Source organism: Cruoricaptor ignavus, from assembly GCF_014961145.1.
Lineage (GTDB): Bacteria > Bacteroidota > Bacteroidia > Flavobacteriales > Weeksellaceae > Cruoricaptor > Cruoricaptor ignavus.
The window spans coordinates 1,555,894-1,578,722 of sequence record NZ_CP063145.1; the positions used below are offsets into that span (position 1 = coordinate 1,555,894).

At 47.1% G+C, this 22,829-nt stretch carries 13 protein-coding genes; 12 read left to right on the forward strand and 1 reads right to left on the reverse strand.

From position 1 onward, the window contains the following. Nucleotides 1–7: 7 nt before the first annotated feature. Nucleotides 8–1,321 (reverse strand): UDP-glucose dehydrogenase family protein, encoded by a 1,314-nt coding sequence (locus tag IMZ16_RS07555; RefSeq protein WP_193439541.1) that lies wholly within the window; start codon nucleotides 1,319–1,321, stop codon nucleotides 8–10. 113 nt (nucleotides 1,322–1,434) lie between these two features. On the opposite strand from IMZ16_RS07555, the gene IMZ16_RS07560 reads away from it, so the two are divergent. From IMZ16_RS07560 to IMZ16_RS07615, 12 genes are all read left to right on the forward strand, one after another. Beyond that, nucleotides 1,435–2,604, forward strand: coding sequence for a lipase family protein (locus IMZ16_RS07560; RefSeq protein ID WP_193439542.1), 1,170 nt, complete (start codon nucleotides 1,435–1,437; stop codon nucleotides 2,602–2,604). 63 nt (nucleotides 2,605–2,667) lie between these two features. Then, on the forward strand, nucleotides 2,668–2,940 hold the full coding sequence (locus IMZ16_RS07565; protein ID WP_193439543.1) for a hypothetical protein: 273 nt from the start codon (nucleotides 2,668–2,670) through the stop codon (nucleotides 2,938–2,940). Nucleotides 2,941–3,125: 185 nt separating this feature from the next. Further along, nucleotides 3,126–3,593 (forward strand): ribosome assembly cofactor RimP, encoded by a 468-nt coding sequence (gene rimP / locus IMZ16_RS07570; RefSeq protein WP_193439544.1) that lies wholly within the window; start codon nucleotides 3,126–3,128, stop codon nucleotides 3,591–3,593. A gap of 33 nt (nucleotides 3,594–3,626) precedes the next feature. Then, nucleotides 3,627–4,862, forward strand: a complete 1,236-nt coding sequence (gene nusA / locus IMZ16_RS07575; RefSeq protein ID WP_073179168.1) for a transcription termination factor NusA — start codon at nucleotides 3,627–3,629, stop codon at nucleotides 4,860–4,862. 61 nt (nucleotides 4,863–4,923) lie between these two features. Next, nucleotides 4,924–7,713, forward strand: a complete 2,790-nt coding sequence (infB, locus tag IMZ16_RS07580; RefSeq protein ID WP_193439545.1) for a translation initiation factor IF-2 — start codon at nucleotides 4,924–4,926, stop codon at nucleotides 7,711–7,713. Between the two features lie 269 nt (nucleotides 7,714–7,982). Continuing rightward, entirely contained in the window at nucleotides 7,983–11,024 is a 3,042-nt protein-coding gene (locus tag IMZ16_RS07585; RefSeq protein WP_193439546.1) for a SusC/RagA family TonB-linked outer membrane protein, read from the forward strand. Between the two features lie 12 nt (nucleotides 11,025–11,036). Then, complete coding sequence (locus IMZ16_RS07590; protein ID WP_193439547.1) at nucleotides 11,037–12,485, forward strand: SusD/RagB family nutrient-binding outer membrane lipoprotein; 1,449 nt, start codon at nucleotides 11,037–11,039, stop codon at nucleotides 12,483–12,485. A 273-nt stretch (nucleotides 12,486–12,758) separates the two neighbouring features. Continuing rightward, nucleotides 12,759–15,791, forward strand: a complete 3,033-nt coding sequence (locus IMZ16_RS07595) for a SusC/RagA family TonB-linked outer membrane protein (RefSeq protein WP_193439548.1) — start codon at nucleotides 12,759–12,761, stop codon at nucleotides 15,789–15,791. A 13-nt stretch (nucleotides 15,792–15,804) separates the two neighbouring features. Beyond that, nucleotides 15,805–17,310: a RagB/SusD family nutrient uptake outer membrane protein gene (locus IMZ16_RS07600; RefSeq protein WP_193439549.1), complete on the forward strand. Its 1,506-nt coding sequence runs from the start codon at nucleotides 15,805–15,807 to the stop codon at nucleotides 17,308–17,310. A gap of 108 nt (nucleotides 17,311–17,418) precedes the next feature. Then, nucleotides 17,419–19,335 carry a putative porin gene (locus tag IMZ16_RS07605; protein WP_193439550.1) on the forward strand — a complete coding sequence of 639 codons (1,917 nt, stop codon included), beginning with the start codon at nucleotides 17,419–17,421 and terminating at the stop codon, nucleotides 19,333–19,335. 2 nt (nucleotides 19,336–19,337) lie between these two features. Next, nucleotides 19,338–20,924 carry a bacillithiol biosynthesis cysteine-adding enzyme BshC gene (gene bshC, locus IMZ16_RS07610; RefSeq protein WP_193439551.1) on the forward strand — a complete coding sequence of 529 codons (1,587 nt, stop codon included), beginning with the start codon at nucleotides 19,338–19,340 and terminating at the stop codon, nucleotides 20,922–20,924. 36 nt (nucleotides 20,925–20,960) lie between these two features. Further along, nucleotides 20,961–22,829, forward strand: coding sequence for a LysM peptidoglycan-binding domain-containing protein (locus IMZ16_RS07615; RefSeq protein WP_193439552.1), 1,869 nt, complete (start codon nucleotides 20,961–20,963; stop codon nucleotides 22,827–22,829).

Genomic DNA, 22,829 nt, shown 5'->3' on the forward strand with positions numbered 1-22,829 from the left:
AGAAAACTTATTTTCCATTTACCGTCCTCCTGCCGATTGATTTATAATAAAAGCCGTGCTGCTCCGGAAGCTCTACCGGGAACATATTGCGGCCGTCGAAGATTGCCTTGTTGTTCAGCCTTTCAGCCATCAGGTCAAAATTCGGGTTCTTGAACTGCGGCCATTCCGTAGCGATGAATAGGCAGTCTGCGCCATCCAGTGCAGAATACATATCCGCAGCATATTCAAGCTTATCGCCCAAGATCCGGCGCACATTTTCTTCCGCAATCCTGTCGTATGCCACGATCTTCGCGCCCTTTTCCAGGAGAATTTTAATATTATCCAGAGATGATGCTTCCCGGATATCATCAGTATTCGCCTTAAAGGCAAGGCCCCAAACAGCAATCTTTTTACCCTTCAAATCGCCGAAGAATTCTTCCATCGCATCCACCAGGATCACCTTTTGCTTTTGGTTGATGTCTTCCGTAGCCTCCAGAATCTTGAAGTCAAAATCTTCATCCTTGCCAGATTTTACCAGCGCCTTCACATCCTTCGGGAAGCAGCTTCCGCCGTAGCCAATGCCCGGGAAAAGAAAGCGGTGGCCAATCCTGTCGTCGCTTCCCATCCCAAGTCGCACCTTATCCACATCGGCACCCACCTTTTCGCAGTAGTTGGCGATTTCATTCATAAAGGTGATCTTCACGGCAAGGAAGGAATTGGCGGCGTATTTCGTAAGCTCGGAAGATTTTTCATCCATAAAAATCAGCGGCACACCGGTGTTGGTGAACGGCTGATAAATCTGCGCCATTATCTCCTTCGCCTTCTCGGAAGATGCGCCCACTATTACTCTTGCAGGGTTCATCGAATCCTCCACGGCGAAGCCCTCGCGCAGAAATTCCGGGTTGGAAACCACATCAAACGGGATGCCCGTTTCTGCCGAAATCACTTCGCGTACCTTGTCGGCAGTTCCCACCGGCACGGTGCTTTTATTTACGATGACTTTATAATCCGTCATCATTTTGCCGATGTCCTTCGCCACGCTCAGCACATAGGAAAGATCTGCAGAGCCGTCTTCACCGGGTGGCGTTGGCAGGGCAAGATATACCACTTCGGATTTATCCAGCGCTTCCTTCAGGTGGGTGGTAAAGAAAAGACGGCGCGCTTCTATGTTCCGCTGGAACATTTCTTCCAGGTTTGGTTCGTAGATGGGTACGATGCCCTCCTTCATCCGCTGCACCTTATCCGCATCGATATCCACGCAATATACCGAATTTCCCAGCTCAGCCAGCGTAGTTCCGGTCACCAGGCCTACATAGCCCGTGCCAACGATGGTAATGTTCATTAGTAAATGAAATTTTCGGGCAAAGGTAATAAAAAGTGTTAAGTTAAAAACCCGGAAAAATTTGTGTTTGTAATGCTTGGTTTTGCTAAATTGCCCACTATAAAAATTCAATTATGAAAAACTTTAAATACGGAGTATTCATCGGCTGTCTGTTGATGTCCTCCTGCAATAAATCTGAGAAAACAGATGGTTCCGCGGAAAATAATTTAACAAAAAAAGAAATGAGCGCAGAGAATGCAATTTTCACCAAAAAGGAAAAATCCGAAGTTCCTGCGGCGCCGAAAAGTGGCGAAACCTACCTTGTAAAATATAAATCCACAGGTGCTAAAGGCAATGAAATCTGGATGACCGGCCTTGTAACTTTCCCTGAAAATTATGAGCAGAATAAGGCCGGAACGCACATTATTTCCTGGGCTCACGGCACCACGGGCATTTCCCGAAACGCTGCGCCTTCGCTTTTCCAAAAAGGCGGTGCCAATGAAGAAGCGCTGCTAATGGTGGCAGGTTATCTGGACAATTGGGTGCAGAAAGGCTTCATCGTTGTGCAGCCCGATTACGAAGGCCTGGGCTCGGAAGATTCTAAAGGCACTTACCTGAACAGGCAAAGCCTGAGCAATGCGGTAAATGACTTGGTAAAAACCGTAAAATCTCAACACCAGACTTCTGGAAAATGGGTAAATATAGGTTGGTCTCAGGGTGGATACGCCGCAATTTCTGCTGCGGATAATGCGGCAGAAGGCCTGGTGGGAACGATTTCCATAGCGCCTGGTGACAGCGAAATTGTAACGCCGGAATTGAAGGCTAAAGGCCTGAAACCGGAAGATATTCTGCGGATGATTGAAGGCGACAATCTTGGCTTCATCCCGATTTTGCTGGGCGGTGCAATAAATGCAAATGATGCCGTAAAGGCAGATGATTTCTTGAGCGAAAAAGGTAAAGAAATGATTCAAAGCGCTGATAAGATGGGACTTACCGAACTTCGCAAATCTTATTCTCAACTTTCCGGGAAGGATATGCTGAAGGAAAATCCGAACACAAAACACCTGCAGGATTATATGGATTCCCAAAGGCTTGAATTGGCGGAACCAAAGGGCGATGTGCTGGTCATCCTGGGTACGGAAGATGTTACAGTGACTGGTGATACCGTGCGCCGCCTTGCAGAAAACTGGAAAAAGCGCGGGCTGAGCGTGGATTTCAAAGAGATAAAATCTGCAGACCACAGGCAATCTGTGCCGCAAAGTTTTGATGTGCAGTGGGATTTCGTGCAGAAAGTTCTGAAATAAGCCCAGCCTTATTATTTTTCCCGATTCAAAATACTGAAGCATTTTATGCCCTCCTTCAGTAAAATGAGAAATTCAGCCCACGCAATCCGCCGATGGAGGGTGGTCGTGATGGCGCTGCAGTTTCAGGTGCTGAAACTTGCGCCCGAAGCAACGGATGTGGCGATGTCCATATTCTCCGGAATTTATAACATAGGCATCGGCGGCGGCGCATTGCTGGGCTCGCTGGTTATTGCCGCCTGGGGGCTGGGTTTGGTAGGCGCGGTGGGCGCGGGGATTGTTTTGCTGGCTCTGCTAATCCTTACAGGATACCGGCTGTTTCGCCGAAGAAGGGTATAAGCGCAGCATTTTAAAGTTGCGGGAACTCGCTTATGCGGTTTTCTGCATCACTCATCCCGCCACAATTCACCTATTGGTTCTAAAATCTTTTTTCCCTATCTTTGCACACGATTTACGGTATTAATGTCTGAAGGCCTTCGAAAGAAAGCCTTTTTTCGTAGAAACAGCCGCAAATGTTATAAAAAATGGAATTCAGACAAAAAGTAGAGCAGCTGCTCACGGATTTTTTGCAAAGCCGTCCCGATCTGTTCCTGATGGATTTAAAAATCTCCGCTGGGAATGATATCACCGTAATGCTGGACGGGGATGGGGGCGTAAGCCTTCAGGACTGCCTGGATGCCAGCCGCGCCATAGAGAACAACCTCGACAGGGAGGTGCAGGATTTCTCCCTCCAGGTGATGAGTTACGGTGCTGCGGAGCCGCTGCTGAAGCCCCGCCAGTTTGTGAAAAATATTGGCAGAACGCTGAATCTTCAGTTGGAGGATGATACCGAAATAGAAGGTGAGGCAACCCGCGCGGATGAAGATTCCGTAGCCCTAATGCTGCGCTACCGCAAACCAAAGGATGTCGGCAAAGGCAAGGTAGATGTGGAGGAGGAGCGCGAAATTCCTTATTCGCAAATAAAAAAGGCGGCAGTTGTCATAAAATTTTAAACTCAATAAAAAATAGAAGTGTAAATTGTAAAAATGAATACACAGGCATTATTGGACGCCCTGGGCGACTTTAAATACGAGAAAAATATCAGCAAAAGCGAGCTGACCGCCATCATTGAGGAGTCGCTAAAAACGCTGCTGAAAAAAAGGTACGAGACTGATGATCAGTTTGATGTGGTCATCAACCCGGATAAGGGAGACTTCGAAATCTGGCTCAACAAGCGCATCGTGGAAGACGAGATGTCCGAGGATGACGATCTAGAAATAGAAATCTCCGAAGCTCGGAAAATTGATGAAAGCTATGAGGTGGGAGAGGAGTACAGCGTGCAAATTCCGATAGAGGAACTCGGCAGGCGCAACATCCTCAGCCTGAAGCAAATCCTTGCTACGAAACTCCAGGAATTCTACAACTCGCTGCTGTACGAGGAATTCCGTGACAGAATCGGGGAGATCGTAGTCGGCGAGGTGCATCACATACGCCGCCAGCAAGTAATCCTCCTGGATGACGACGGGAACGAGTTCGTCCTCCCGAAGGAAAATCAAATCCCGGCAGACTTTTACAAAAAAGGCGAGAGCGTACGCGCCCTGGTGGAAAGTGTGGACTTCAAGGGTGCCAAGCCGCAGATCACCGTATCCAGAACTTCGCCGCTCTTCCTCGAAAAGCTGCTGGAGCTGGAAATCCCGGAAATTCAAGACGGCACCATCATCCTTAAAAAAGCCGTGCGCATACCGGGCGAAAAAGCAAAAATCGCGGTGGATGCTTATGATGATAGAATCGATCCCGTAGGTGCCTGCGTGGGCGTGAAGGGATCCCGCATCCACGGCGTGGTGCGAGAGCTCCGCAATGAAAATATCGATGTGATACAATGGTCCAAAAACCCGGAAGTACTCATCAAGCGAGCGCTGGGAAATGTGACCATTAACAAAATAGAAACCAACCCGGAGGAAAGCTACGCGATGGTGTACACGCCGGTGGACGAAATCTCCCGCGTGATAGGCAAGCAGGGGCAGAATATCCGCCTCGCATCCCAGCTTTCCGGCTACGAAATCGATGTATACCGCGAGACCAGTGAGGATGATGATGTAGAGCTGAAGGAATTCCGCGATGAGATTGAGGACTGGATTATAGAAGCCTTCCAGGAGGTAGGCCTTACCACGGCAAAGAGCGTTCTCGACAAGGATACCGACAGCCTGCTGAATATCGTAGACCTCGAGGAGGAGACCATCGAGGAAGTGAAGCAGATTCTCCGCGCCGAGTTTGAAGATTAGCCGGGAATAACCAAGAAAAAAGTTAAATTAGCCGCGCCAAATAGCGGTACCGCAAGTTTGTATGTCAAAAATTAGATTAAATAAAGCCGCAAGAGAGTTCAATATTTCCGTAGCCCGCGTAGTGGAATTTCTGCAAGGCGAAGGCTTCGAAGTAGACAGTAACCCCAACTCCCAGTTGGACGATGCGGCATACTCTGCGCTGGAATCCGAGTTTGCTACCGATCTGGAGCAGCGCCGGGCTTCCCGCGAGGTCGTCATTTCCAAAGTTCCGGAAGAGAAGCTGGAGCTGGAAGAAAAGAAAGAACCTGAGGTCATAAGAGCCAAGGCTGCAACGCCTGCAGCAAAAGTTTTGGGCAAAATAGATCTGGAGCCTAAGAAGGCAGAGCCCGAACAGCCCGCGCCATCCCAGGCAGAAGCCGCTCAGGAAAATTCTGCTGAAGAAGCTCCCGCAGAACCGAAGCAGGGGTTTAAGGTTTTGGACAAGATAGACCTGTCCGCCGTGGAGGCTTCCCGCAAGGGACGCTGCCGGGGCAGGGAGAAATCTCAAAACAAAAAACCAGAAACCGCAAGGGATACGCCTAAGGCAAGCCCGGCAGAAACTATTCCGGCACCGGCTGCGGAAAAACCTGCTGAAACCAAGGAGGAGCCTGCAAAAGAAAGTCAGCAGCCGCAAGAGCCGGAAAAAATTGAAACCGTTTACCAAAAGCTGGACGGGCCTAAGATTCTCAAGGAAAAAGTAGATCTGTCCCAGTTTGAGCGGCCGAAACCTTCCGCCAACAAGAAAAAACGCAAGCGGATAGAAAAACCTGCATCCGGAAATCAGCAGAGCAATAACAATAACCAGAATCGCGGCAGTCAGGGTCAAGGCAAGCAAGGCCAGGGCGGACAAAACCGCGGCGGACAGCGGCAGCAGGGCGGCAGAAGAAACGCGCCGGCTGCAGAGCTTACGGATGAGCAGGTGAAGAACCAAATCAAGGAAACGCTGGAAAAGCTGACGAGCAAAGGCGGAAAATCCAAGGGTGCGAAATACAGAAAGGAAAAGAGGACTTTCCGCAGAGAGCAGGAGGAATTCCAACAGGAGCTGGAGGCATCCGACAGAACGCTGAAAGTTACCGAGTACATCACCGTGGGAGAGCTGGCGGCTTTGATGGATGTGAGCCCTACCGAAGTGATTTCGGCGTGCTTCTCACTTGGCGTAATGGTAACAATGAATCAGCGCCTAGAGGCCGATACGCTTTCACTGGTTGCCGATGAATTCGGCTACAACATCGAGTTTGCGGATGCCGATCTGGAAGAAGCAGCGGCAGATGAAGAGCCTGACAATGAGGAGGATATGGAGCTCCGTGCGCCAATCGTTACCGTGATGGGCCATGTGGACCACGGAAAGACTTCCCTGCTGGATTACATCAGAAAAACCAATGTGATAGCCGGAGAATCGGGAGGAATCACGCAGCACATCGGTGCATACAATGTGAAGCTGGAGGGCGGAGAGCGCATCACCTTCCTGGATACACCGGGCCACGAAGCCTTTACAGCGATGCGTGCGAGAGGTGCGCAGGTTACGGACATCGTAATCATCGTGATTGCGGCGGATGATGAGGTGATGCCGCAAACGAAGGAGGCCATTGCGCACGCCCAGGCAGCGAATGTTCCGATGATTATCGCTATCAACAAAGTGGATAAGCCGAATGCCAATCCGGACAAAATCCGTGAGCAGCTTTCCGCAATGAATATTCTTGTGGAAGAATGGGGCGGTAATATCCAGTCGCAGGAAATATCCGCAAAGTTTGGTAACAATGTGGATGAGCTTCTGGACAAGGTCTTGCTTCAGGCAGAATTGCTGGAGCTGAAGGCCAATCCGAACAAGAACGCCCAGGGTGTAATTATCGAGGCCTCTCTGGACAAAGGCCGGGGCTATGTTTCCACGCTGCTTGTTCAGGCGGGAACTTTGAAGGTGGGCGATTATCTTCTGGCGGGTAAAAACCACGGCAAGGTGAAAGCAATGTTGGATGAGCGCGGCAGAAATATGAAGGAGGCTGGGCCATCCATTCCGGTGACGGTGCTTGGGTTGGATGGTGCGCCAACTGCCGGCGATAAATTCCGTGTGTTCGATGATGAGCGCGAAGCGAAGCAAATCGCGAACAAGCGGGAACAACTACAGCGCGAGCAATCCATCAGAACGAAAAAGCACCTTACGCTGGATGAAATCGGGCGGAGAATTGCGCTGGGCGATTTCAAGGAGCTGAATATTATTCTGAAAGGTGATGTGGATGGCTCTGTGGAGGCGCTTTCCGATCAGCTGCAGCAGCTTTCTACGGCGGAAATCCAGGTGAACATTCTGCACAGCGGCGTAGGGCAAATTACTGAATCTGATGTGCTTCTTGCCACAGCATCCGATGCGGTGATCATCGGTTTTAATGTTCGTGCCGGTGCCAATGCAAGGGATCTGGCGGACAAAGAGCAGATTGAAATCCGCACTTATTCCGTAATCTATGCGGCGATTGATGATGTGAAGGAAGCGATGGAGGGGATGCTTTCGCCGGAAATTCGTGAGCAGGTTATCGGAAATGTGGAAGTGCGCGAAACCTTCAAGATTTCGAAAGTGGGTACGATTGCAGGCTGTATGGTACTTTCCGGAAAGGTAACGCGGAACTCCAAGATCCGTGTGCTGAGGGACGGCATCGTAAAACACGACGGCGAGCTGGAAAGCCTGAAACGCTTCAAGGACGATGTGAAGGAAGTGACTAAAGGCTATGAGTGCGGCCTGAACATCCGTGGCTACAACGATATAGAAGTGGGCGACATCCTGGAAGTTTATGAGGAGGTAGAGGTGAAGAAGAAATTGAAGTAATCCCCAGTTGTAAATAACAGTAAAGCTGCTCTTTAGGGCAGCTTTTTTTATTTAGAAATTTAAAATAAATTTTTTATAATAAAAATCATTGTGATTGCAGAGTATTTTCTGTATGCGCAAATTTTATTAGATAAATTACATTTAAATGTTTATTAAATGTGTTTTTGTTAACCTAATTGCTTTTATAAATGAAAAAATTATATTTCAAAATTTGCTATATTAAATTTTATTAACATATTTGCATAGATAAACTTAAAAACTGTTAATCAATGAATGTTAAACTGAAATTAATGCCTATAGGCGCGCTGTTTTTTGTGAGTGCCAGCCTGTACGGGCAGAAAACCGATTCGGTAAAGACTAAGGACATCGAGGGTGTGGTGGTAACTGCGCTGGGCCTTAAGAAGCAAGCGCGCTCGCTTACCTATTCCACACAATCTGTGAGGGCAGAGGATGTGGCAAGGGTGCCAACTGCCAACTTTACGAGCAACCTCAGCGGAAAGGTCGCTGGTCTGAACATCAAAACGAGTGGTAATATCGGGGGCTCAGTGGATGTTACCCTGCGTGGATACCGATCTATGACGGGAAATAACCAGCCGCTGTTCGTGATCGACGGCACGCCGATGATTAACTCATCCAACTCCATTAGGAACTCGGGGCTTGCGATAGATATGGGAAATACCATTTCGGATATCAACCCGGATGACATCGCGGAAATGAATGTGCTGAAAGGTGCTGCTGCCACTGCGCTCTACGGCTCGCGCGCTGCCAATGGGGCGATCATCATTACCACAAAAAAAGGCAGGGCTTCCAAAAGGTATGATGTGGATCTGAGCTCTTCCGTTTCTGTATCGGTGATTGATAAGGAGACTTTCCCGAAATATCAGACGCAGTACGGGCAGGGCTATGGTACGGGCTACTCCCTGAACAAGGGCTACTTCGACAGCTACAACGGCGAGCCTATGGCGCCAACTTACGAGGATGCATCCTACGGGGCGGCGTTTGATCCGAACCTGCTTGTGTGGCAGTATGCGGCATTCATCCCGGGATCGCCTACATATGGAAAGGCTACGCCTTGGGTGGCGGCGAAGAATGATCCTTCAAAGCTGTTTGAAACGGCGTTCAATTATAACAACTCCGTTTCCTTCTCGAAAGGAAATGAGGTGTCCAGCTTCCGCCTTTCTTACCAGAATGTGAATGGTACGGACATACTCCCGAATACTTATCTCAACAAAAACAGCATTACGGGTAATGCGTCGTATAAAATTGCGCCGAACTTTACGGCGAGCCTATATGCTACCTATGTAGATCAGCATACCCGCGGTAAAAACCCGACAGGCTACCACGGCCTCACGGGTAACTTCCGCCAATGGTGGGCCACCAATGTGGATATCAAAGAGCAGAAGGCGCTCTATAAGCTTACCGGGCGAAATGTTTCCTGGAACATTAAGGATGCTAATGATGTGTCCCCGGCTTACTGGAACAATGTCTATTTCCAGCTGAATGAAAACTACATTACGGATTCTAGACAGAGATTCGCCGGGAACTTCAGCTTGAATTATGATATAAACGAGCACTTTAATGTAGTAGCGAGGATGTCCCACGACGGGTACGAGTACTTTATAGATGAGCGCCGCGCGATAGGTTCGTTGCCGGATAATATGTCCATCGGGCCAGCCGTCGGTAACCAGCCATCCGGCTATGCCATGATGACCCAGCGGAGAAGTGAGGAAAACTACGATGTGATCGGTAATTATAAAGGAATTTTCGCAGGAGATAATGTGACAGTGAACGCGCTTCTGGGTACTAACATTAATGTCCAAAGCTTCAAATCCAATGCTCAGGGAACGCAGGGCGGGCTTTTTGTGCCTGGCGTGTACTCCATTACCAACTCTGCTACCACGCCGAACAATCCGCTGCTGACCAATACTACGAAAAGAATTTACGGCATTTTCGCTGGTGCCAATTTGGGCTTCCTTAATACCTACTATCTTGAAGGAAATGTACGAAATGATACCTCTACAGCCCTGCCGACGCAGGATAATCAGAACAATTACTGGTATTATTCCGCTTCCGGAAGTATCGTGCTAACCGGTTGGGACTTCCTGAAAGATTCTCAAGTCCTTTCATTTGGTAAACTGAGGGCTTCCTATGCCGAGGTGGGCAGCGATACCGAGGCTAACCAGCTAAATAACCAGTATTATACCTCTACGCCATTCGGTACGCCAACATACTATTACAATACCACCGCAAAGAATAGCAGCCTGAAGCCGGAGAAAACCAAGTCTAAGGAAATCGGCCTGAACCTTCAGTTTTTCAACAATAGGTTCGGCTTTGATGTCGCAGCTTTCCAGAATGACACCTCAGATCAGATCCTCCCGCTCGCGGTATCCTATTCCTCCGGTGTGCTTTACAAATTCCAGAATGTAGGAAATATGCGCTCCGAGGGTGTAGAAGTATCCCTGAACGCTACACCGGTGAAAACAAAAGCAGTAACCTGGGATATGAACATCAACTGGTCAAATCCTCAGTCCAAAGTTACAGAGCTTGCCGAGGGTGTGGAGAACATTACTCTGGGAAGCTTCCAGGGAGGTGTGACGGTAAATGCCACCAAGGGGGAAAAGTTTGGAGCCATAAAAGGTAGCGACTTTAAATACGACGGTAACGGAAACAAAATCGTAGGAGCGGATGGAAAATATGTAAAAACAGACGGTAATTCCGTAATCGGAAATATGCAGCCGAAATGGTTCGGCTCAATTGTCAACAAAGTTTCCGTGAAGCAGCTCGCCCTATCCTTCCAGGTAGACTGGAGAGAAGGTGGCGATATCTTCTCCCTGGACCAATACTACGGGCAGGCTACTGGCCTCTATCCGGAGACGGTTTTCATCAACGACCTGGGCAACCCAGTGCGTAATACGCTGGCAAATGGCGGGGGCTACATTCTCCCTGGCGTGAAGAATACAGGCACTAAGGACAACCCGGTGTATGTGCAGAACGACATCCGCCTGGATGCTTCCGAGTTTGGTGCTATGGGCTATGCCGCATTCCCTGCAAAGCAGTTTGTTTATAAAGGGACCTATGTAAAGCTCCGCGAGGTAGCGCTCACCTACACCTTCCCGAGGGAGCTGCTTCAGAATACATTCCTTTACGGCGCATCTCTCAGCCTTGTAGGGAACAACCTTTGGATTATGAAAAAAGATCTGCCGTATGCAGATCCGGAATTCGGCCTCTCCGCGGGGAATGTTCAGGGCTATCAGACCAGCCCGCTGCCGGCAACCAGGACTTTTTCTCTTAATGCAAAACTAAACTTCTAACCTCAACAAAACATGAAAAAATATTTAATCGCGCTAATCGCCGCTGCGCCTCTTATGAATTCTTGCGTAGATGATGCAAGGATGGAGGAACTCAATAAAGACCCGAATAGCTACTACACCACGGTGCCTTCTACGCTGGTGACCTATGCTGAGAAGCAGCTTACGGACTATATGAACACCCCAAATGTGAATGTGAACAACCTGCGCCTCACTATGCAGTACTGGCAGGAAACCACCTATACCGACGAGAGCCGCTACGATTTCGATACGCGCAATGTTTCCAACCGGGTGTTCGATTATACCTATGTGAGAACTCTGAAGAATCTGGACCAGGCGAAAAAATTGGTGAACGAATATAACCCCACAGCCGCTGAGCAGGCTACCTGGCAGCAAACTAAGGTAAACCAGCTTGCCATTATTGATATGCTGCAGGTTTATACCTTTCAGGTGCTGGTAGATACCTTCGGGGATGTGCCGTATACCGAAGCCCTAGTCGCCGAGCAGAATACGCTAACTAAGTACGACAGCGGCAAGGATATCTACGCAGGGCTGATCAAAAGACTGCAGGCAGACCTTGCGTCCCTGGATACTTCCGCGGGGAGCTTTACCTCCGGGGAGAAGTTTTATAATGGCAAAACCGCTTCCTGGAAAAAATTTGGCAACTCACTTCTTCTAAAGCTTGGCATAGCTCTCGCTGATGCAGATCCTGCGCTCGCGAAAGCTACCTGTGAGGCTGCAATAAAAGGCGGAGTTTTCACTTCAGGCGCGGATGACTGCCTGCTTCCTTATCTTTCTGCCTCGCCAAATTTCAACCAGATCTACAGCAACCTGGTAGCATCCAACAGGAATGATTTCGTAGCCGGGAAAACTATTGTAGACCATATGAACGGCACTCAGGACGCCCGCAGAAGCGAGTACTTTCAGCTGAGAAACGGCGCATATATTGGAGGCGTTATTGGAGAAAACTCCCCGTTCAAGCAGTACTCCGCGCCTGGGAAGTTCGCCTATACAGCCACCACGCCGGGCATTTTGCTAAATTACACAGAGGTGGCGTTCTATCTTGCAGAAGCAGCCGCCAGATGGAATATTGGGAATGCGGAAGAACTTTATAAAAACGCTGTGAGGGCCTCGTTTGCACAGTGGGGCAAAACCGCTGCAGAAGCAGATGCATACCTCTTGGCAAACCCGTACAGCGCTGCGAACTGGAAGCAGTCCCTGGGGATGGAAGCCTGGGTAGCTATGTACAACCAGCCGGTGCAGGCCTGGAACTTTTGGCGCCGGCTTGACTATCCTAAGCTAAAGCCAGCGGTGGGTGCCGTGAACAGTGCGAATGGGCAAGTACCGGTGCGCCTGACCTACCCAACTTCTGAGAAAACAACCAACCCTACGAATTATGCTGCTGGCGCGGCAGCAATAGGCGGAGATTTTCTCTATACGAAGATCTTCTGGGATAAAAATTAACCAGCAAAAAGCTAAATATGTGACTGTAAGATACCCAGGAGGCGGGTATCTTACAGTTTTTTTAGGAACTTGCGAGGATGTTTAATTGATAAATCAAAGTTTGTATTTGTAATAAAATTTTGTTAAAGTTTTCAATTTTAGTGAAAATTTCTGAAAATTAATTGTTCTGATTTTAAATTCGGCGCCAACTAATTTTTTTCCTGACAAAAAAAAATTTTGCTATGTTAATTTTTATTAACATATTTGCTAACTCAAATATTAAAAACTGTTAATATGAATGTAAGAATAAAAGCACTAGGTGCCGGGGTAGTATTCTTCCTTGGTGGAGGGGTGCTTTCTGCACAGGTGCGGGATTCTGTAAAGACTAAGGAAATTGATGAAGTCGTAATCGTTGGTTATACTGCGGTTAAAAAAGAAGATTTTGTTGGATCAGTTTCCAAAGTTAAGAGTGAGGACATCAGCAAGAAGAATGTCTCCAATGTAGCGCAGGCTCTTACCGGTGAGGCTGCTGGTGTGCGAGTAATTACAAACTCCGGTCAGCCGGGTTCGAATCCTGAGATCCGCGTGCGAGGCTTCGGTTCCGTGAGTGGTAATAGGGCTCCGCTTTTTGTGTTGGATGGTGTGCCATTCAGCGGGAATGTAGCATCCATTAATCCGGACGATATCGAGAGTATGAATGTCCTTAAGGACGCTACTTCTACTGCGATCTACGGTTCCAGGGGAGCGAATGGTGTTGTTTTGATTACGACCAAAAAAGGCCGCGCAAACCGCGATGTTGTGCAAATAGAATCTAAGATCGGTTTCAACGGCGCATTTCTTCCGCGCTATGAAACCATCAACAACCCGGAGCAGTATATCGGGCTTGCCTGGGAGGCGCTTTATAACCAGCGCATGCTGATGAATCAGGCAAATCCAGCTAAGGCGGTGGATCCTGTTGCATATGCGAACGCCAATCTGTTCAGCAGCCGGGGTATTAATGCTAAATATAATATGTGGAACGCAACGGGAGCGGAACTTATTGATCCCGCTACCAGAACAGTGCGCCCGGGTATTACAAGAAAATATGACCCTGAAAATTGGGAAGATTACGCTTTCCAGACTTCGATGCGGAATGAGAACAATCTCAGCATCAGTGGGGGTTCTGGAAGAACAACTTACTATTCCGGTATCGGTTATCTTAAGGATGTTGGCTATAGCATCAACTCAAAATATGAGCGCTATAGCGGCCGTCTGAATGTTGGCCACCAGGCGCGTCCTTGGCTGAAGGGTGAGTTCAACATGGGTTATGCTTACACCAATGCTGATAGAAATGGACAAACCAATAACAGCGGAAGTGTATTCTGGTTTGTTGATAATATCCCATCCATCTATCCTCTGTTCTTAAGAGATGCCAAGGGAAATAAAGTGGCAGACCCTTACTACGGGGGCTACCAGTATGACTACGGTGCAGGCCGCGGATTTGGTGCGCTTACCAACGCTATTGCAGATGCTACCTATGGCATTGACAATTATAAAAAGCACGAGCTAAACTCGAACTTCTTCCTAAAGGCAGATATAGTAAAAGGACTTAGTTTTGAAACTCGTTTGGGAGGCCAGTATTTTAATAATAGCCGTAACTGGTTTGGCAACCCATATTATGGTAGTTCTGCTTCGCAAAATGGTTCCCTTTACAAAACAAGAACTGAACTCTTTTCTTGGAACTGGCTTCAGTTGCTAAGATATATGAACCGCTTTGATAATCACGGGTTGCAGGTCTTTGCAGCACACGAAACTACCGACTGGAAGCGTAACTTCCTATCCATATCAAAAAACGGTCTAGTAATACCTGACGGTAAGGAGTTGAATAATGCTATAAACCAGAATCCAGCTTACTCTTATGAAGATAATTATTCTCTAGAAAGTTACTTTGGTCAGCTCATGTATGATTACAGCAACAAATACCTCCTTTCTGCGAGTGTCCGTAGGGATGGTTCTTCCAGATTCCTTAATGATAAATGGGATACCTTCTACTCCGTAGGTGCAGGCTGGGTAATTTCGAAAGAGGATTTCATGAAGGATAATTCCGCATTCAACATGCTGAAGCTTAAATCCAGCTATGGTACAGTTGGTGATCAAGCGGGTGTAGGCTTCTATCCTGGTTATAATGTTTACAATGCTGGTAATTTCATGGGGCTGCCAGGAGCGGCTTTTGATAGGATTGGTTACCCTGACTTAACTTGGGAAAAATCCAAAATCTTCCAAGCGGGTCTGGAATTCGGGCTTCTGAAAAATCGCGTAATTGACGGTACAGTGGATTATTATAAGAAAACAACTGATAACCTGATATTTGATAAGCGCCTCGCGCCTTCTACAGGTAATGCGATTCTGAAGGCCAACGACGGCCAACTCGAAAACCAGGGATGGGAATTCACTCTTAACGCACATCTTGTAAACAAGGGAGATTTCTTCTTCGATCTAAGTTTCAATGGTGAAACTCTTAAAAATAAACTTACCAAAATGCCAATCGATGATACTACCGGTAAGGAAAAAATCATTGATCTTTCTGAGAGTGGCTTTGGTAGAGCAAAAGGCCATTCCATCTATGATTACTACCTGAGAGAATGGGCTGGAGTAAATCCGGATACTGGGGCAGCTCAGTGGGTGATGAACTATGTAGATACCAACAACAACGGAAAATTTGATGCAGGCATAGATAATGCTATACTATCTCTATATGAGTTCCAGGCCGCCAATCCAAATGTTGCTGTGGCAGAAACCCTTACCACAAACTATGCGATGGCAACTCAAAAGTTCGTTGGTAAATCTGCAATCCCTGATTTCCGAGGCGCGTTCTCTGTAAATACCGGTTATAAATCGATATCTGTAGGTGTGCAGTTTCTTTATGGCATCGGCGGTTATTCCTATGATTCTGTCTATGCTGGTTTGATGGGAAATGGTAAGATTGGTGGGAACAATTGGCACCAAGATATTCTGAATAGATGGCAGAAGCCAGGGGATATAACAGATGTCCCTAGGTTATCAAATAACCATTCAGGTGACAATAATTTCTCCAGCCGATCTACAAGATTCCTTACAAAATCAGACTATATCGTACTTAATAACGCACGCGTTGCTTATAGATTGCCAAGCCAATTCTTAGAAGGCTGGGGGCTGAATGGTCTTGAGCTTTCTGTATCTGGAGATAACCTTTGGATAAATACTAAACGAAAAGGCTTCAATCCTACTACTTCTGAAACCGGAGGCAGCGATACCTACAGATATTCTCCACTTTCTACTGTAACTTTCGGTGCTAAACTTAACTTCTAAAATTTATACAGAAATGAAAAAACTTATAATATTAGGCTCGCTCCTTGGTGCTTTAGTTTCTTTGAACTCTTGTCGCGATGAATTTCTGGAAAGTGAACCAACGGAAACCCTAGCAAACCCAGATGCACAATCCAAGCTGAACGGTTTGTACCTTATGATGGTGAATACAGAAACCGGGGGTACTAAAAACCATGATGATTTCGGACAGAAAGGTTACGATATTTACTCTGACCTTCTTTCCAGCGATATGGTGCTTTCTGCTGAAACTTATGGTTGGTACAGCCAATTCTCTAGGCTTAATGGTACGGCGGATTACACAAACCAAGTGAACTATAAACCTTGGAGGTATTATTATAGAATTGCATATGCTGCCAATGATGTAATTGCCGGCTTAGGAGGCAATGATGCTACAGTGACAAATGTAAATGATAAATATGCAATGGGTCAGGCCAAAGCAATGAGAGCCTATGCATATTTTAACTTGATGCAATTCTATACACCGGCTTACGATGCTTCAGGGGACGGGGTGCCTCTTTACACTTCTACAAGCGTAGCTGCTCAGCCCACGGCAAAGCAATCTGAAGTCTATGCACAGATCATTAAAGATTTAAATGAAGCGGTAGCGCTTTTGGAAGGTTATTCCCGACCGAACAAGGGCGTTGTAAATAAATTTGTTGCAGAAGGTCTCCTTGCTTATGCATATGCCGCGACTGGTGATTATACAAATGCTGCAAAAGCTTCTTTGGACATAGTTCAGAAAGGTGGTTTTCCGCTTACTAAGAAGGAACAGGCATACGATCCTTCATTCCAGAAAGGGGGCTTTAATAATATCCATACTGAAAGCTGGATGTGGGGCTTTGATATCACTGAAGCCAATGACCTTAGTTTAGTAAGTTGGTGGGGGCAGGCTGATATCTTCACCTACTCTTATGCTGCTGTAGGAGATTATAAATCAATTGACCTAAATCTTTGGGCAGAAATTCCATCATATGATGTGCGCAAAAATCAGTTCGTTACTGTTACAGAAAACAAAGATGGATCGTTAAAATTATCTGATGCAGATCAACCTGGCGATTATGAGGCAGTTCCAGCAAATAAATTCTACACTCCGCAGCGCGAAATACAGGGTCAGAGAAACATCGTGACAGATTATGTCTTTATGCGTGTAGATGAGTTTTATCTGCTTGCGGCAGAGTCTCTTGCCAAAACTGGTCAGGAAGCGCAAGCCAAGATAGTTCTTAAGGAGTTACTTGCCGAGCGGTATAGCGATAGCTCTAAACTGGCTCTTATTGACACACTTTCTGGTGCAGCTTTGTTGAAGGAAATAAACTTTCAGACACGCATAGAACTTTGGGGTGAAGGAAAGAGTTATTATGCTCTTAAGAGAAATAGAGGCACTATTAATAGAGGTCCTAATCACCTCTACTTCGTGGGTCAGCAAATCCCTTACAACGATAAGAGGCTTTATCTAAAAATTCCGCAAGCGGAAATCAACAATAACCCTCATATATCTAATTAATAATCTATAAAACCCCGCAATCCGCGGGGTTTTTTTGTCATTGCCATGGCGATAGGTTTTTCCCCTTTTACCGAAAATTTTCAATAGTTTTGCAGTCTAATCTTTCTGATGAGGTATTTCTGTTGGCTATTGTTTTTTTTTGCGGCATTGCTTCCGGCACAAGTCGTCAATAAGACGGATTCCAATCGGCTGCCGGCTGTTCGCGATACCCTCATCATAGACAATGGCAGGAAGGATTCTGCAAAAATTTTCCGCCCAACCATCGAGGATTACCGCCACCGCACCGAGTTTTCGGGTTTCAAGCCCTTCGATACCTCCTTCACCGTACAGAAGTATTACCGCTTTACACAGTACAACAATACCGATAATTTCGGAAGAATCCGCTTTGCCAACATAGGCGCGGGATTCCAGGATTTGTTTTTTGAATACAAACCCGCCCAGGCCCTGAGCCTGCTGCCAGGCAACAAGCGCTACCGCATCCTCACTGCGGAAGACATTGATTATTATGATGTAAAAACGCCCACCACAAGTTTCGTTTTCCACAGCGGCGTGCGGGATGGCGGAGCACTAAAAACCACCTATACGCAGAACTTCGGCAGCAACCTTAATCTCGCGGTGGAATACTCCGGTTTGCGCTCAAAAGGGCTTTACCAGAACAGCCTTACACAAAATTCGCATTTCCTGTTTTCGGGCCATTATTTTACCAAGAACCGAAGCTATGAGGCATTTGCTCATTTTGTTTCCCATAAAATAAAGGCAGAGGAATATGGTGGTATTGCCGATCCTGACTTGTTCGAAGAAAACGATTCCAGGTTCCGAAACCGCGAAAATCTCGAGGTATTGCTCAGCGGTACCTGGTCGGATTACACATCCAAAAGGGCTTACCTGAGCCACACGCTGCGTCCGTTTGGAGCCAACGGACTTGGAATCCGGCACCGCATTTATTATCAGGGCGATGATTACCGCCTGAACCTTAGCGCTGACGATTGGAAAACACTCAGCCCCAACGCTACAGATGGGCTTGCGCTAGAATCCAAAAAGTTTGCACGGGATTTCAGCAATACTGTCTCGGCAGTTTTTGAAAGAGAAAAATTTTCCGCAGACGCAGGCATCCGCTTCCGCAACCTGCAGCTCGGCTACCGGGATGTGGAGCTCACGGGGGCGCCTGATGCAGTAAAGAAAGAAAACAGGATTGGAGTAGTTGGCAGCTTGCGCATAAGTCCGTGGAGCGAAGCAAACCTTCGTTCCCGGCTAGAATTTTCAAACGGGGAATTTTTCGGGAATTTTCTGCAGTCGCGGAATGAGCTTAGATTAAAAATTTTCGAAGATTACAGTCTTGAAGCATCACTAAATTATCAGAGCGCTGCGCCGAGTTTCAATTGGTTGGTGAATTCCACCGCAGTTTTGCCAGGCAATTATAACATCACCGATTTTAAGAATGAAAATCTGCTGGAATTTGGCGGCTCCGTTGGTTTGCAATGGTTTCATTCTCAATTGTTTGCGAAATTTTTCCGAGTGGATAACCTGGCCTATTGGGATGCCGAACTTCAACCAAGGCAGAGTAGTGACGCGCTGACTGTCTTGCAGTTGGGTGCCGATGCGACTCTTGATTACAAAAAATTCCACCTGAACGGCAGGCTGCTGTTCCAGAATCACGGGGGAGCGAGGGAGGTTTATCCTGTTCCGAAATTTATCGGGCGCGGCAATCTTTATTATCAGACCTGGGCATTCCGCCGTGCCGCGGAGCTCATGGGGGGGATAAAGGTCTATTACTTCACAAATTTTGATTCCAGGGAGTACTCGCCGCTGCTAAATGAGTTTGTGATGGCGCGCCGAGGGTACTCCGTAGGAGGCCGGCCTGTTGTGGATGCGTACCTGAATATGCGCGTAAAGACGATGCAGTTCTTCATCGAAGGGCAGAACTTGACCACCACTTTTTCGCGAAACCGAAACTACACGGCGCCCTATTATCCGCTGTATGATTTCCGCGTGAACATCGGCATTGTTTGGAATCTATTTAGTTGATAATGAAGCAGATAGAGCAGATTCCGTTTTCTGAAATTCCTTCCGTTCCGAAAATTGTGAAGGATTTTATTTCTGGTGAACTTGCTGATTCTCAGCAGTTTAAGTTTAGCAAAGAGAATTTTGCAAAAATCATTCAGCAGAAATCGGAAAGCTATCCGAAACATCACCGTGAAGCTTTGCAGCAGGTTTTTCTTGAACAGCATAAAGCATTGAGCCTGAGTGATTTGCAAAAAAATAATCTGAAGATTTTGAGCGATGAAAATTGCTTTACTGTAACCACGGGTCATCAGCTGAATTTATTTACCGGGCCTGTTTTCTTCATCTACAAAATTCTTCAAACTATAAAAACTGCAGACTGGCTTCGGAAGCAATTCCCTGAAAATCAGTTTGTTCCGCTGTTTTGGATGGCATCGGAAGACCACGATTTCGACGAAATCAATCATTTCCAAACGAAGCAGAATTTTTACCAATTTAATGCAGAAAACGGCAAGGCTGTCGGCAAAATCATTGTGGAAGATTTGTCTTTTGCAGAAGAATTCCGGCGGGACTTTCAGGATAGAATTTTCGGCGAAGAACTCATCCGAAGAATGCAGCAGGCCTATGTTTCCGGACGAACTTTGGCGGAGGCTACACGGCATCTGGTGAACGGGCTTTTTTCCGAGTGCGGATTGCTGATTCTGGATGGTGATGCTACTGCACTGAAGGCTTTGGCAGAGCCAGTTTTCCGCCAGGAATTGCTGAAAAATGCCGTGCAGAAAAGAACGGAAAAACGCGTGGAATTCCTTCGTGAAAAATATGGACAAGTTCAAGTAAATCCGCGGGAAATCAACCTTTTTTACCTGGGTGAAAAGCGGGAAAGGATTGATGCTTTCGGCGATGATTTCGTCCTATCGGAAACCAGGCAAAAATTTTCCCGTGGAGAAATCCTGAATGCGCTGGAAAATCATCCCGAAAAATTCAGCCCGAACGCTTTGCTTCGGCCGGTTTATCAGGAAACGATTTTGCCGAACATCGCTTACATCGGTGGAAATGCGGAAGTTGCTTACTGGCTGGAAATGCCGGATTTCTTCGCGGAAATCGGTTTGCCTTTTCCAGTTTTAATTCCCAGAAATTCGCTGGTCTTCCTTACCGAAAAAACTTTGCGAAAAATTAAAAAAACGGACTTGCAGTTAGAAGATTTCTTCGGTGATTTTAACCAGAAGGTTTTTGATGATTTGCTAAAAAATCAGCCGCTTTCTGATGAAATTGAAAATCAGAAGAAAAAAGTGAAAGAAGCTTTTCAGGTTTTGATGGAAAAATCTGAACTTACGGATGTGTCGTTCAGAAACCTTGTGGCAGCGGAACAAAAGCGGCAGTTAAAATCTTTCGAGCGGATGAAGAAGCGACTGCTTCGTGCGGAAAAAATCAAGGAAGGAGAGAAGGTGGAAATGCTCGAAAGGCTTTATCAGGAAGTGCATCCCGGAAAAATCTGGCAGGAAAGAAGCTGGAATTTCAGCGTGTTTTTCGCCGATGAGGGCAGGGCGTTTTTCGATGCGGCGTATTCAGCAATCGATGTGGAAAACCCGAAGCTTTCAATTATTCAGATTTAATCGGAAAGCATTATTTTTGTGGCTCACACCCGAAAGATGATAAAGAAGTTTTTAGCACTTTCTGCGCTGGCAATCTTTGGAATGGCCGCTGCGCAAAGGACTTATACCGTGAAGGCTGGTGATAACCCCACCACCATTGCACGGCAGCACAATATTTCCCTGAACGAACTTATCCGCCTGAATCCTTCGGCGAAGGATGGCAAACTGCAAATCGGCGAAGTGCTGGTCATCAGCCAGGGCAAGGCTGGTTCAGCAGGCACAAATGTTCAGAAAACTTCGGTAAAAACTACCGCCACTGGCACCATTGTGCTTCAGCCAAAGCAGACCTTGTACGGCATTACCAAGCAATACCACATTTCCGAGGAAGAGGTGAGGAAGCTGAATCCTAATCTTCAGATGAAGGTTGGGGAAGAAGTGGTACTGCCATTGGAAAACTTAAAAAAATACGCTCTGCCGGGGCAAGAGGTACGCTCTACCACGGTATCCACCACCACTACCACGGTCTCTGCGCCGGAGTCCGACACCTACACCGTTCAGCCGAAGGACAATTATTACAGGATTACCAAGCAGTTTGGCATTACGCAGCAGCAGCTTTTCGCGATGAATCCAGGGTTGGAGGCGAAGGGTCTTCAGCCAGGCGATGTTATCGTGGTAAAAGGCGACGCCAAGAATTTAGCACAAAATTCTTCGCCAGGCCAATCAGGCAGTGCGGCGAAATTGCCGGGTGATGAATTCGTAACCTACACGGTGCGGGATGGCGATACGGTTTTCGGAATCCTGAACCGTTACCAAATTGATTTGGATGATTTGCTTACGCTGAATCCTGATGTTACCAAAGGCCTGAAAGCAGGGATGGTTTTGCGCATCAAAAAAGCGGAAGCTGCCTATGTGAAAACTTCCGGCGATGCACTGAGCGTGGTGCTGATGCTGCCTTTCGGCTTTGATACGAAGGATGCGAAAATGCGCGGCATAGCCACGGATTTCCTTTCCGGCGCAAAGCTTGCCATCGAGCGCAATGCAAGGCAGGGTATGAAGCTGGACATCCGTGTGATAGATGCCGGCAATGAAGCGAATTTTAAAAACGCGCTTTCTCAGCTGAACCAAAATAATACCGACCTGATAATTGGCCCGTTCTTCAAAAGCAATGTGAAGGAAGTGCTGGATTTTGTAGGGCCGAAGAAAATTCCTGTGGTGGCACCTTTCGCCAATTCGGAAGACCTGTACGGCTACAGCAACCTGATTATCGTGGAAACGAGCGACGAAGTTTATGCGCAGCGCATCATCAGGGAAGTGAAGGATGCGTACAACGGGCAGAAAATTTTCATCGTGGCGGATAAAGATAGGAAGTATGCCGATTTCATTAAATCCGATTTGGAAAAACTGCTGAAAAATCCGCAGGTTGAAATCGTAAATTCGCCGAATGAAATTCAGCCGGAAAAAAATATGATGACTGGGCAGAATGCGCCCGTTATCGCAGTTCTCGCGAATTCCAGCGACAGCGTGGGCAATGCTTTTGCCGATAAAGTCATCAGCCTTACGAAGGAAACTTCCGGCGTGAAGGCGTTCAGTATGTATTACAGCCCGGTTTTTGAGAAGAAGGTAGATGCGCTTAGTCAGGCGAATTTCGTATATTTAATGGACAGAAAAATTTCCGGCGACTCAAGTTTCGAGAAGGAAGTTCTTGCGGATTACCGCGCGAAATATTGCAAGGCGCCGCCGAAATATGCGGTAATTGGCTTCGATGTGGTAAACGATATGCTGTCGCGCGAAAACAGCCGCGGCGAAATTTTCCGCCAGATGAACAAGCCGCAAACCCAGCTTGCCACGAAATTTGAATTCGTGCGCGCAAAAAACAATGGTGCCTACATCAACACTGGATATAGGGTGGTAAGGCTGGTGCCATAG